At 62.9% G+C, this 13433-nt stretch carries 8 protein-coding genes; 4 read left to right on the top strand and 4 right to left on the bottom strand.

Going from position 1 to position 13433, the window contains the following annotated elements; genetic code table 11:
• Nucleotides 1-19: 19 nt before the first annotated feature.
• Complete coding sequence (locus tag KOR34_RS00440) at nt 20-5458, bottom strand: RHS repeat domain-containing protein (protein WP_146561198.1); 5439 nt, start codon at nt 5456-5458, stop codon at nt 20-22.
• A 112-nt stretch (nt 5459-5570) separates the two neighbouring features.
• Between KOR34_RS00440 and KOR34_RS00435 the strand changes: the two genes are divergently transcribed.
• Nucleotides 5571-6725 (top strand): IS256 family transposase, encoded by a 1155-nt coding sequence (locus KOR34_RS00435; protein WP_146561196.1) that lies wholly within the window; start codon nt 5571-5573, stop codon nt 6723-6725.
• 33 nt (nt 6726-6758) lie between these two features.
• Here the strand turns inward: KOR34_RS00435 and KOR34_RS00430 are convergent, their stop codons facing one another.
• The gene (locus tag KOR34_RS00430; protein WP_146561195.1) at nt 6759-6977 is read right to left on the bottom strand and encodes a hypothetical protein; all 219 of its coding nucleotides are present in this window, start codon (nt 6975-6977) and stop codon (nt 6759-6761) included.
• A 198-nt stretch (nt 6978-7175) separates the two neighbouring features.
• Nucleotides 7176-8363 (bottom strand): hypothetical protein, encoded by a 1188-nt coding sequence (locus tag KOR34_RS00425; RefSeq protein WP_197531006.1) that lies wholly within the window; start codon nt 8361-8363, stop codon nt 7176-7178.
• 1663 nt (nt 8364-10026) lie between these two features.
• Here KOR34_RS00425 and KOR34_RS00420 point away from each other — a divergent pair.
• The 3 genes from KOR34_RS00420 (at nt 10027) to KOR34_RS27625 (ending at nt 12476) form a co-directional block, all read left to right on the top strand.
• Entirely contained in the window at nt 10027-10776 is a 750-nt protein-coding gene (locus KOR34_RS00420; RefSeq protein ID WP_146561191.1) for a glycosyltransferase domain-containing protein, read from the top strand.
• A 53-nt stretch (nt 10777-10829) separates the two neighbouring features.
• On the top strand, nt 10830-11495 hold the full coding sequence (locus KOR34_RS00415) for a glycosyltransferase family A protein (RefSeq protein ID WP_146561189.1): 666 nt from the start codon (nt 10830-10832) through the stop codon (nt 11493-11495).
• Between the two features lie 144 nt (nt 11496-11639).
• Nucleotides 11640-12476 carry a glycosyltransferase domain-containing protein gene (locus KOR34_RS27625; RefSeq protein ID WP_449301096.1) on the top strand — a complete coding sequence of 279 codons (837 nt, stop codon included), beginning with the start codon at nt 11640-11642 and terminating at the stop codon, nt 12474-12476.
• Nucleotides 12477-12590: 114 nt separating this feature from the next.
• Here the strand turns inward: KOR34_RS27625 and KOR34_RS00410 are convergent, their stop codons facing one another.
• Nucleotides 12591-13406: a hypothetical protein gene (locus tag KOR34_RS00410; protein WP_146561187.1), complete on the bottom strand. Its 816-nt coding sequence runs from the start codon at nt 13404-13406 to the stop codon at nt 12591-12593.
• Nucleotides 13407-13433: the final 27 nt, after the last annotated feature.

Below are 13433 nucleotides of genomic sequence, written 5' to 3'. Positions count from 1 at the left end.
CTGCCCTTGGAGATATCGACTAAGGCATTGCAGGGCAGCATCCTTCTTTACCCGGTTTGGGGGGTCTACCAAAGCCGCCATTCGGCCACTCGTAGCGGCCTCCGCACGGACGCTCTTCATGGCAGTAGCCTGGAAACCCCTCCATGAATCCGTCGTCTACAAAAAGTGCATCGTCTCCACATCTGACTTCGCACCAAGAGTGAATTGGTATATCACTTGCTCCAGTATCTTGCCAAGCGGCCCAATCTACCTTGCAGTCGAAGTGCTCGGGATTGCAATCATCGCATGCGTTCTTGTACCCATATGCCCACTCGTAGCAGTATACACCTCTATTCCTCTCGTCTCCCCCACCAGGTATGGCACGCCATACAGGCCCTAAATTGGGACGTCCGCCATCGCGACAAGTCTTATCTATTCCCATCGCAATGCACTTTGCTTCTTCTCGGCATTTGTCGCGATCCTTCTGAGAAATCACCCCGTTTGCGAACTTCTTTTCGCACATCTTGAAAAGGCCGAGCATGAGTTTCTTCCTCATGTCAGCACATTTGTCATGGTTTTCGTCACACGCACGATAACAGTTCAGGAGCGACTTATTTACAGTCCATCCCTGGTGATCTTCCAAGCATTGTGCTTTGCAGTCCCGCAAGGCTTGCGGTGTTGTTCCATTGGGGTCCAATTTGTCTAGAGGCGTGCTGTTGTTGTATTCGTACAGATTCCACCCACTACCTTTGTACGCAATAGGATCACGATTCACCCACCTCCCCAATTTAGCGTGATAATACCGATGCCGATTCAACTGCAGCCCGGTTAGGAGGTCGAGTTCCCTGCCGGTGAAGCGGACCTCCCACTCGTAGTCGGCGCCGGAGTAGCTCGAGAAGTCGGGGTCGAGCCCGGCGCTCTCGCCGTAGGGCTGGTAGACGAACCGCTCCTTCACAGCGCCCGCGTTGTCGGCGATGGCGATGACGTTGAAGTTGGCGTCCTGCAGCGAGTAGAGCCGCTCGCTCGGCGTGTCGCGCAGCACGAGGTCGTCAACGTAGCGTGTTCCCCAGACGAGCTGCTTGCTAGCGGACGTCGATGAGTTCTCGCGTTGCTCGAGGCACTGCCACTGGTTGCTGTAGTAGAAGTGGGTGGTGGTGGCCCCTTCGGCGCGGGTGATGCGTCGCCCGAGGCCGTCGTAGGCGTTGGCCTGCACGACGCCGCTGTCGTCGAGCGACACGAGCCGGTTCCATGCGTCCCAGGTGGCGCCGTAGCTGGCGCCCAGGCTCTTGGGCTGCGGCATCGACGTCATGTTGCCGTTGTTGTCGTAGCCCGGCGTGGGCCACGCCGTCCCGGTGGACTCGGTGATGTTGGTGATCTCGTTGACCGTGCTGTGGGTGCGGTCCTGGTTGAGCGTGCCCACGACGCCCTGCTGGAAGTTGTCCCAGTTGCCGGTCTGGTCGAGCGTCCAGTCCTGCGTGAGCGTGGCGCTGCTGATGGCGTCGTTGCCCGCGTTGAGCGTCCCCTGCTCCATCGACGTGAGCCGGTTGAGCCCGTCGTAGCCGTAGAGCTGGTCGTAGCCCGCGGAGTTGGCGCGGGCCGCCTCGTCCCGGCGATAGAGCCGGTTGCCGGCTAGGTCGTAGCCGTGCTTGATGTGGACGCGTTCGCTGGCGCCCTGCAGCCACTGCAGGTCGACGACCCGCCCGAAGCGGTCCAGCCCCGCGTAGGCGTTCGCCGTGCCGTGGTCGAGCGTGTACTCGACGTCGGTCGATGGCTCGGGGTATTTTTGGATTACCACCTGATTCATCCCCAGGTAGTCGTAGCTGACCACGTCGGTGGAGTCCCACGTGAGCTTCTCCACGCGGCTCAGTTCATTGTTCACGCCGCTGCCGTAGCCGATCGCCAGCACCGTGCCGTCCGGGTAGGTCACGCTCTCCCGGCGGATCGTGTTGCTGCCGCCTGACGCGTCGTCGTACCCGTACTGCACCTTGGGCGAGGAGCCGGTCGCCGCCGCGCCGTGCTGCTGCCGCTCGGTCGTGATCTGGCTGAAGTCATTATACAGGTACTCCACGTCGCTGGTCACGCCGCTGGCGCCGCTGGTGGTGCTGTAGCTGGTGATCTTCTGCAGCCGCAGGCGGTTGTCGTAGCTGTGGGCGATCCGCCGCACGCCGCTGTCCACGCCCGAGCCCACCGCAGACACCGTGTCCTCGACCTGCCTCCCCAGCCCGTCGTACGCGTAGTCGTGGACCGAGTCGTTCTGGTCGGTCATCTGGGTCCGCTGGCCCTGGCGGTTGTACTCGTAGCTGACCGTGCGGTCAGAACCGGTCCCCGGGTAGGTGACGCTCGCCAGGAGCTGGTTGCTGGCGACCTCCGAGCCCGCCAGCGTCACCCCATACGCGTAGGTGGTCACCTGGGCGCCCGTGTCGCTGTTGGCGGCGGTGAGCGTCTTGACTTGGCCATCGGCCGTGTAGGTGGTGTCGACCTGTTCGGTCTCCGACCCGCCGTGGTTCCGCACCACGCTCGCGACGCGGCCCGCGTCGTCGTACGTGCTGCGGGTCGTCTGCGTGGTCGCCGAGGGCGAACCGGCCTCGAGCGGAGCGATCTGGTCCTCCGCCTCGCCCCGCGCGTTGTAAACGGTCTGGCTGACCAGCAGCGTCGCCGTGGAGCCGGCCGCGTTGGGCGTCGACGACGGGCGGCTGAAGGACGCGCTGTCGTTGCCCTGGTTGCCGTACTCGGCCGCCGCCACCGAGCGCCCGATCCCGTCGTAGTACAACGCCGTGTACGACGGCCGCGCGTTCGTGCCGGCCGCCAACGCGCCGTTGCCGCTGCCGTTGCGGTAGCGGGCCAGCGACTCGCTGATGGTGACGCTCGACGCGTCGTCGTAGGTGGTCTCGCTCTGCTCGATGACCACGTCGGTCGCCACGCTCTGCGGCGTCTCGGTCCCCGTGCCGCTGTAGTACGCGGTGTAGCTGGCTGTAGCCCGGCCGACCGCGTCGTAGCTGGTCTTGGTAAACGCGTCGCTGCCGGCCGGCGCCGACTTGAGCACGTTCCCCTCTTCGTCGTACCAGGTGTTGTCGGTCAACGCGGCGCCGGCGACGCCCGCGCCGCTCACCGCGTACCGCTTCGTCTGGTAGACCCGCCCCCGGTCGTCGTAGGAGGTCTCGCTCTGGGCGATCAGTGTCGTGCTGCGCTTCTGCTGCGTCGTCGTGGCTCGGCCCAGGTTGTCGAGCGTCGCGACCGCGTAGAACGTGCTGGCCCCGTCGGTGGTGACCGTCGTGGTCTGCCGGTCCCGCCAGTCGTAGACGTACTCGACGACCCGGTCGTTGCCCGGCGTGTCGTCCACCGGCTGGGTGGTCTTGGTCAACAGCCCGTCGAGCGAGCTGCTGCCCGAGCCGTAGGCGTCCGTGTCGTAGGTGTTGACCGCGACCTTCCGCATGTTATCCGAACCGCCCCCCGTGTCGTTGGTGCCGACCCAGCTCTCCAGCACCAGCCCACGCGGGTCGTACACCGTCCGGGTGATCGTGCCGCCGGGCGTCTTGACGTAGTCCTGACGGCCCATCGCGTCGTAGTTGAACTCGGTCCGGTCGTAGTTCGTGCCGACTGACCCCGGGCCGCTGTCCGGGATGTTGTGGTACACGTCGGTGCACTCCAACCGTCCGTTGTCGCCGTACTCGTGGCGGGTCCACCGGCACCACTGCGTCTGCGGGAAGCTCATGCCGCTAGCCAGCTGGCCGGCGACCTCGTTCACCGGGCTGCCGCCGCTGAACAGCGCCGCCTGGATCTCGTCGGTCACCCGGCCGCTCGCGTCCTTCCTCGTGATCGAGACCGGGCCCACCGTGTAGTAGTCGTAGGGCGCCGCCGCGCCGACCCGGTAGCCCGCCGCGGCCCAGACCTCGTGCTGGTCGTCCAGGTAGACCGTCTGCTGCAGCGTTTGGACCGTGTCGCCGTCGACGTCGTGCGCCGGCCCGATCGTCTTGGTCGGCCGGCCCATCCCGTCCGCCTCATACGCCGTCAGCAGGTCCAGACCCGACGGGTCCTGCGTTGTGCTGGCCATCGTGCCGGTCGCGTCGTCGTACGTGTGCTCCGTGACCGTGCCCCGCGCGTCGGTGCTCTTCACCAGCCGACCGTCGATGTCGTACTCCTGCACGCGGGTGTTGCCCGACAGCCAGCCGCCCCCGTTCTGGCCGCCGCCCACGTCGGGCAGGTGCTCGGTCCGCTTCTTGACCTGAACGGTCGGGTCCCCCTCGCCGGGGCTGTCCCCCCACCACTCGTGGGTGTAGGTGGTCTCGACCGGGTCGCCGCCGCCCGAGTCGCTCTGGTACGTGACCCGCTTCTTGACCGGGTAGACCGTCGCCTCGGTCGGCTGACCCGAGTTGATCGTCCGCCCCCCGTACTCCAGCTTGCTCTGGTTGATCGCCGACCCCGCAGAGCCGTGCTTCACCTGCTGGAACTGGGCGTACCCCGGCGCCCCGCCGGCGCCCGGCGTGTTCACATCGTAGTAGGTCGTGACGTTGATCAGACCGCTCGACTCGTTGAGCTGCACGTCCAGGTCGGCGAACCCCTCGTCGTACGGGGCGCCCGACATGTCGATCGCCGAGGGCTGCGCCCGCAGCGTGACCCGGCCGTTCTGCTCGCTGAACTCGCTGTAGTGGATCCACCGGCCCTCCCCCGACTTCTCGTGGTCCAGCAGCATGTCCTGGCCGAAGTGGTTCGCGAACACCGTCTTCGTCGAGCCGTCCGGCATCGTCGCCACCGTCTTCAGCTGCCAGTGGTTGTAGCCGATTGCGTTCGCCGACTCCGTGAAGCTGATCGAGAACTCCTGGCTGCCGCCGTGCGTCGCCGCGTAGGTCACCCGCCGGCTCGTCGGGTCGTACTCGTACGCCTTCTCCGCCACCGCCGCCACCTGGGGGTCGGTGGCGTTCCCGGGCGTGGAGCCCAGGCTCGCGTAACCCGATGGCCCCACCACATACTTCAGCCCGCCCGCGTAGGCCGTCGACGAGTCCGCCGTGTAGTACCGGTAGTAGTGGGTTCCCAGGTCGTCCCAGCCCGACACCCCGTCCGGCGCCTGGGTCGTGACCGTCTTCAGGTCGCCCGGCCGCCCCTTGCCCGACTCCAGCGCGGTGTAGTACGCGAACACCACCCGCCGAACCGCCTCCGCATGGGGGGCGCCGGTCGTGCCGCGGTAGAGCGTCGCTGTCTCCACGTTGCCGTCGCTGTTGTAAGCGAACACCCGCGACTCCACGTCACCGCCCAGCGTGCTCCGCTTCTCAACGACCCGACCGTCCTCCTTCAGGTACTCCGTCACCTCACCCCCCGGCGAGACCCGCCTAGAGATCAGCTCGTCGATCGCGTCGAACTCCCACACCGTCCCGTCCGGGTCCGTCACCCGCCACGTGTTACCGTCCAGCGTCAGCGTCTGACGCGCTCCGTACAACGCCGTGTACGTCGAACCGCTCTGGCTGAAACGCAGATACCATCCCACCGCTTCTGTAACAGCTAGCACCGCTGCCATCAGCGTGTATTGAAAGAGAGGCGGGCCACGCTTGGTTTCCTAGAATTGTTTGTTGTGAAACTCAAACAGAAGGAGACTAGCCATGACCCACCAACCGCATCCTAGCACGACGCGCGGCGTTGTCGAGCTGCTCGCCGAGCACGGCTTCGAGGGGATGGCCCAGGCGATGGAGCTGCTGCTTGACGAGTGCATGAAGATCGAGCGTCAGGAGTTCTTGGGCGTCGGCCCCTACCAGCGTGGCGAGAACCGCAACGGCCGGGCCAACGGCTTCAAACCGAAGCGGGTGAGGACCCGCGTCGGCGAGCTGAACCTGGCCGTGCCGCAGGTGCGCGACGCGCGGTTCTACCCATCGGCCTTGGAGAAGGGAGTCCGCAGCGAGCGGGCGCTGAACCTGGCGATGGCCGAGATGTACGTGCAGGGCGTCTCGACCGGCAAGGTCACCAAGATCGTCGAGGAGCTGTGCGGCTGCGAGGTCTCCAGCAGCGAGGTGTCGCGCGTCGCGGCCGCGCTGGACGAAGAACTCGAAACGTGGCGCAACCGGCCGCTGGGCGAGATCAAGTACCTGATCGTCGACGCCCGCTACGAGAAGATCCGCGAGGGCGGCTGCGTGATCGATTGCGCTGTACTCGTAGCCGTTGGCGTCGATCCGACCGGTCACCGCAGCGTGCTGGGCGTGAGCGTTTCGCTGAGCGAAGCGGAGGTCCACTGGCGGGAGTTTTTCAAGTCGCTCTTGGCCCGCGGCATGCACGGCGTGGAGCTGATCACCAGCGACGCGCACGCCGGGATGGCCGAGGCCCGCAAGGCGTGCCTGCCGGGCGTGCCGTGGCAGCGGTGTCAGTTCCACCTGCAGAAGAACGCGCTGGACCACGCGCCGACTGAGACGCTCAAGCAAGAGGTGACCGAGGACCTCCGCGGCGTGTTCAACGCGGCCGATGCCGAGCGCGCCGAGCAGGAACTGCGACGCGTCGTCGCGAAGCACGAGCAGGACGCGCCGAAGCTCGCCGCGTGGATCGACACGAACGCCCGTGAGGGACTCACCGTGTTCCGCCTGCCGGCGACCCACCGCAAACGCCTGCGGACCACCAACCTGCTCGAACGGCTCAACCGCGAGCTCAAACGCCGCACCCGCGTCGCCACGCTGTTCCCCAACGAGGCCTCCCTGCTACGATTGGTCACCGCCGTCTTGATGGAACAAAGCGAACAGTGGGAGACCGGAAAGCGGTACGTCACGTTCTAACCAAGCCTGCCCGCCAAACTCGATCTGTGGCTTTTACAGAAAGGCTGGGGCGGTATCGAAACGCACCGACTTGCCACGCCGCCCAGGCGACCAGATGAACACCAGCTCGTCGTCCGGGTTCGTCGTCAGGTACGCGAACGTGTCCAGCGACCAGTTCGCGCCCACGCCGCCGTAGAAGTCCGCCGGAACGCCACCGTTGTTCCAAAGGTTGTACCACGTAAGACGGAAGTTCCCCTCCCGCGGCGTCGACAAGAAGCTACCGCTCGTCTCCGCAGCAAGCTTCGCGAAGTCGACCGGGCAAGAATCACCCCCGCAACCTGCGTTCGTGCCGCAATCGCACTCCGTGCACGTCGGCTCGTCTTCCGGCCTCGCCTGCGTCGTCATGACTACTAAACTCCTGAATAAAAAGGAATGATAGGTGGCGGATCATCGTCAGCGGGTTAACGCCTGCTATCTCGTTAACGGACTCAGCCGCACCTCCGTCCGGCGGCGGGTAAGCCCCCTCCCACGCCAAACCCCGTCGGGCGAGCACGACAACCGACTCTTCCGGCGGCCATCCGCCCCCACGAGCACCAGACTGCCTTCCTCGATCCACCAAAAGTGTTCGTTTGGGCCAAACCCTTCCTCGACCTGTCCCGTTGGTCCCAGTCGCATCGGCCAGCGGTTCTGGCCAGGGCGGTCGTACAGGAACCTCTTGCCAGCCAGATCCGCCATGAACTCTCGGTCATCTTCGCGAACCCTGCGCATTAGATGGCTCTGCGGACACCAGGCAAGCCGCAGCTCATCCAAGAAGCCGAGGCAGAGCTCTTCGTGCACGAACCCGGGGATGTGGGTGTTTCTCCCGTACAGCGACCACTTGCGGTAGAAACGGTGCTGAAACAAGACCTCGCCGCAGAAGTCGTGCTGCTCAAGCGTGAAGAGGAGTCGACTTGAGGCGTAGTTGGCTGGCCAGCTGATCGGCTGATCAAGACGCTGCCATGCAAACCGGAACGTCTCCTTGTCGCCGTAGACCTGCGTGTAGTAGAAGTCGGAGTGCTCGTTGTACCAGTTGCAAAGGCAGAGCGCTCGCCAGCATCGCATCTTGTCGATTAGCAACTGCCCACTTTCCTGATCAGGGCTGTCGCGGTAGCTGGCGCCGAACACACTCCACAACGGGCTGGACGGCGGGGTATGAAAATGCTTCGGGTCCGGCCAAAACAACGTCCCCGACCGCTCATACTCCGCGGTGTCGAAAAGATCGCTAGGGTCACGCACCGGGACGTTGTCCGCGTCAAGGAACAACACCTCCCTAAATCGGCTGTGCTTAATCGCGTAAGGTTTGAGCTCCCAACCCCCCAGCCGTGGGTGCGGATGCTCCGGCAGCACATCTTCCGCATTCCGGCAAGTCACACCCAGCGGGCGGAGGAGCTCGATCCACTCCGGATCAAACTCATCACTATTGAGGCACCAGACCTCAATCGGCAGTTCACAGCCAAGGTGTCTGAGAAGGCGACAGAGGACCCAGACACACCCGCCGTACTTGATTCCACCACCGCAGGTTACAATCCCACGACCTTCACATTGATCGGGCCACTCCGGGCACCGATCTAGGAAAGCATCCGCATGCTTTGCCGCGTTGGCCCGAGTGAGTTTGACCATACCGTCTTTTCGAGCGTGGTCGCCGTCGGCAATCGAACGCGTAGCTGCACACATGGCGCCTCCTAGCTGACCGTGCTTCCCGATCGCCACCACTGGGAGCCAGAAAGGACCCCAGAGCCATGCAGTCCGTCGCAACGCGATTGGCGTCGTTGTGCCAGAGGTCCAGAATTGATGCCGCGCGACGCCAGTGCCGGCGTCCGCCGCTGTGTCACTGTAGATAAGCAACTGGGCTTATCGTAGCGGACTGCGGAGATCCGTCAAGCAAGTTCTCAGCTCTTCCTCTTGGAATATCCATGGACCCTACTGGCGCGGAGGCGAGGTGTCGCGCGATTGGAGTTGCAGATGGCCTCGGCCGCGTGGATTCCCACTGGGCTTCACTAAGTCGTTGTCGAACTACGCCGCAGCGTTTGTTGTCCGGCATCCAACGGCATCTCCTCACTGCCGCTCGACGTGCGCGGTAAGAGTCTCGAAGAAGTTGTATCTTTCCGCGAGCGTGCGGTATACTTGGCTGTGCGGGACACTCGCCATCGAAAGAGGCTTCTCGCTGCGGTCCGAACGCCCGCCTTGCTTAGCGTTGCAACTTTCGGTGGAGCCGATCGCATCGCGATTGGCCGGTCCTACCGCCAACTAGAGCATCGACAGGTGTTGAGGGGCTGACCACTTGCAGGCAGCAATCGCATGGACGCTGCAAACGGCGCATAGCAAGTCGCCCGTCAGTGCCTAGCATCGTCACACGGACAGAACGCAGTCGACGAGGCTGAAATAGTCGTTCTTTCGAAGTTGGGCCAGTCGGTTCTCCAGTCAGAAACGCTAGACGCAATGCACCACGGGCCCCAGTTCGTCCGTACGGGCCCGATCCTGGACCCCGCTCAGATCCGGAAGGTCGCTCCCAACTACCCTCACCACGATGCGATGTTTCCGTCGGTGGTGGCCACGGACGCCCTGCACAACGCGAGGGGCAAGTACTACTGCTACTTCGGACCTCATGACCCTCCTGGCGGCATCTATCTCGCGGTCGCTGACGACCCGGCGGGGCCGTGGCGCCCCCGAACTGAGCCCGTCATTCGGCGGGTCTGGCCGGGCCGCCTCAGTGTCGATCACGTAGCCTCCCCCCACGCACTTTGGGTCCGCGAACTGGGCCGACTCATTCTCTGGTTTCACGGCCCGAACTGGGTGACGCACTGGGCGGCGAGCGACGACGGGATTCACTTTGAGTATGGCGGGGTTTCGCTCCAAGACACGAAGCCCGCGACCGTGTCCTACGCGCGTGTGTTCAGATCGCTGGACGGCTTTCTCATGATCTACATGCGTAGGGACACCAATGGCATCCACCATCTGCACGCGGCGCATTCGACCGATGCTGTGAACTTCCAGGAGGCCGGCCGGGTACTACGATCGCAAAGGGGGCACTACTGTGGTGGCTGGCTTTGGCGTGGCTTGCTAATCTACCACCATGACCTACCCGGTCACGTACCCGGACGATTCACGGCGAACTTGGTCTGCCGTGAGTTTGACCCGTTGACTCTAGCATCCGGTGATGAGCGGGTGTTTTACGAAGCTCCCCTGCAAGATACGCCAAGAGTCGCATCCGCCTGCATCCTCGAGCAAGACCTCGCCCATCTCTACTACGACGCCGGTCCGCGACTAAGCAACTCCATCTGCCATGCCGTCCTCCGACCTTAGGATTTCGGTCCTCAACCGATCCCACGAAACCACGCCCGTGCACATTCATTGCAGCGGGATGCGGTGCAAGGATCAACGCCCCGGGGGCGATCAGCGGTCCGGCAGAGGCCTCTTTGATGCATTGCTAGCGTCGATCGAAGGACGCACGGCGGCGACAACTGCCGCAAAACAGGAACTGGAGGTCGTCACCTGCAAGACCTACAAGAAAAGCAGCCCCTTGGAGCTGTCGCTCGCCATGGTTGGGAGCCGCGCTGTCGTCTATCAGCATCCCCATGAACTATGGCACAACCGACTTAAGCTTTCGATCTACCTAGACCATTGCCGCCGGTCGCGTGCCTCATTCCTGCTGCTGAGCGACTCGTGGGACGCCGTGGTGCTCGCCTCGGCGGAGGTGATGCTCAGGCGTTTTCTGCATTTCGAGGTCGACGCCCTCTTGTCGGGCGAGCGCGTCAATCACCCCAGGTTAGATGATGTGGCTTCAGAAGAGCAGGCGTTGGCGAAAGGGAGCTACCCCTACGGCAACTCGGGGGGGGTCATCGGCCGCCGAGAGAAGTTGATTGAGATCCTCCGACTTTCTCGAGAGTTGCTCCCTGAACGACGACACTCCGATCAAGGCTCGGTGCGGGTAGCATGCCTAGAACTCGGCGTCCCTCGTGATACTCGGTGCGAGTTCTTCCAGAACCTCGCCAGCGTCAATCCAGGCGAGATCGAACTTCGGGCCGAGAGCTAACCGTCCAGGAGTTCAGCGACCCCTCTAAATGCCATACACTGCTGGACTGTGTTATGCCGAAAGTCTCCGCACTCATGATAACCGGAAAGTCGTCTCACCGGCGAAGTCTTGCAGAGATAGCCGTTCGCTGCTTCCAACGACAGACACATTCCGATCGCGAGCTGATCATCGTCAACACGGCGCCGGATGCCCCGTGGTTCACCACGCAAGCGAGCGGCGTGCACGAAACTGCGCTCCCTCGAAGCGACGCTACCCTGGGCGAGCTGAGGAACCTGTCGGTTCAGTTGGCGCGAGGAGAATTCGTCCTGCAGTGGGACGACGATGATTGGCATCACCCGCACCGCATGGCGTGGCAAGTGAGCAAACACTCGCCCGGAGAAATGACGATCCTGCGGCGGCAGTATTGTCTCGACGCAGTAACCGGCGAAGCCGGGGTGATCGATGGCCTCGATCTCAAGCGTGACCCCAAAGGAATCGCCGGCACGGTGCTATGCGAACCGAGGTCCCTGCATTACCCGGCCAGGGCCCGCGACGAAGACACTCTGGCCCTGCGTGGCAAACCGGTCAACATTGTAGAGAACGAACCATCGCTCTACGTTCGGGTATACCACGGCGGAAACACCTGGTCGCGTGACCATATCCTTGGACGAATTACGAGGCCCGTTCCCGACCAAAATTTCGTCGAAAGAATTGGAGCACTGTATACGCCGATTGACTAGTCCGCCATTTGACTCAGGAAGATCGACGAGCGACGACTATCAGTCACTAGTACGACATTCGACAGCTTGACCACGGAAAGGCCATCAGTTGCCAGTCGGAGATTTGGCCCAGCTCGCCGGGATGCCCCACTCCATCACATTAGAATGCCATCCGCTAAGCCAGTCGCCATTGAGCCCGCCACACCCAGCAACACGGCGGTTCTGACGATCGGATCGTATCCGCACGAAGAGCTAGAGTCACGGCTTGGCCCCTTGCTACGGTCTGCTCGGCGATTCGGCGCCGACTTGCATATCAAGGGCGTTGGAGAGGAGTACCAGTCCCACTATGTCAGCAAAGTCGTCAGGATGCGACGGTGGATAGAAGACCTCCATGCTCCAATCCGCTACGTACTGTACGTCGATGGGGGCGACTCTTTCTTCTGCCGACCGCTCGGGGCAGTCTGCGATGCTTTCCGCGATCTCAACTGTGACGTACTGGTTGGGGCCGAGAGCACATTCTACCCGTGTGGGAGGCCCGAGTGGAAGAATCGATTTCCTGCTAGGTGGACTGGGCGACGGTCAATTAATGCCGGCATGTGGATGGGGTGCCGGGAATCGCTTTGCAAGCTCTTCAGTTCGATGGCTGCATTCTCCGACTCTATTATGCAATCTGGGGTGAGGTGCGATCGTGCATGGAAACCCTACCGTCGCTTCATGCGAGACGACCAGTTCCTATGGCAGGCCTGCTACACCGATCCGAACATCGCTGCACTTCGCGAACCGATTGTGGTCGACTCGAATATGCGCTGCTTCGCTAACGTCACGTGCGGCTCCTGGAGGACGCCCCCCAACCGCGACTTCGCTCTGCGGAATCAGACGCCGATCGCACGACGAAGCGGTGCGAGTCCTGGCGTGCTACACTTTCCTGGACGCAATCGCGGGCATGTCCTGCTTGCCTGGGCCGAGACCTTGGGCCTCGGCTTTCAAGCCGAGGACAGATAGCTGAACGCGACTCGCGGATGCGGCGTGGTATACGCTCTATTTCGCCGGGCGTATAGCGTTGATGTCACGTGTGAAGCCGCGATCTTCGCAGTAGCAGAGCAAAGCCGGCCTAAGTCAGTCAGCAGATCGCCCCCAATCAGGCTCTAATGCGTAGCATTTTCGATCAATCTGCCGCGGCAGGCGGCCATAACGCCGTAGAAGTTCATCCCTGATCGCTCGCGCCTGGGCGAAGTTGAAATCGGTTAGCCTGCGAAAACGCCTGTGGGTCCACCGCTGCGAATTCTCCACGTGATAGGTCACATGTGCGTCGAGTGTCCGGACCTCTCCAGCTGCCGCGAGCATGTTAATCAGCATCGCTCTCGCGACTGGCGGCATTCCGATGCAAACCGGGCGCCACACAAACTTGCGTGCGTCCTCACGGTGAAACACAAAGCAGTCAGCCCCGGTGTGCGGCGCCCCGATCTCTGCGCCGCACACGGCCAACGCGTCACCGATGTCCGTGCAATCCCTTAGCACTTCCTGATCTACAGTGCGCCGCCGCACCTCGAATGAGCGCCACCCTCGGCGAACGCACGCAGCGATTACCGAGTAGAAGCCTGGAGTCGCGATAATGTCCGCGTTGGAATACACCAATACCTGCGCATTAGAAGTCGCGAGCAGGCGTCCGATTATGTCGCCAAGCAGTGGCAGTGGTGGCGCATCGAAGTCCCCAAAGTCGAGGATCGACCTATCGAGCCCAGCCGCCAGAATCCAATCTGACGACACTTCGCGCCGTTCATTAGGGTCCTGCACAGAAACGAGGTCGATGTCTAGCGCGTCTTCCGCTGCATACCGGCGTGCCCGTTGCAATGACTCCATCGTCAGTTGCTGGGCTAACGCGTGCTCGTGATCATCGGTGTTGAAGAAGTTGACCGCGTGCGCGATGTGCATGCCGGATGCCTGCTAGTTGGCGAATTG

Source organism: Posidoniimonas corsicana (assembly GCF_007859765.1).
Classification (GTDB): domain Bacteria; phylum Planctomycetota; class Planctomycetia; order Pirellulales; family Lacipirellulaceae; genus Posidoniimonas; species Posidoniimonas corsicana.
This window is presented reverse-complemented; position numbering and strand designations above follow the sequence as displayed.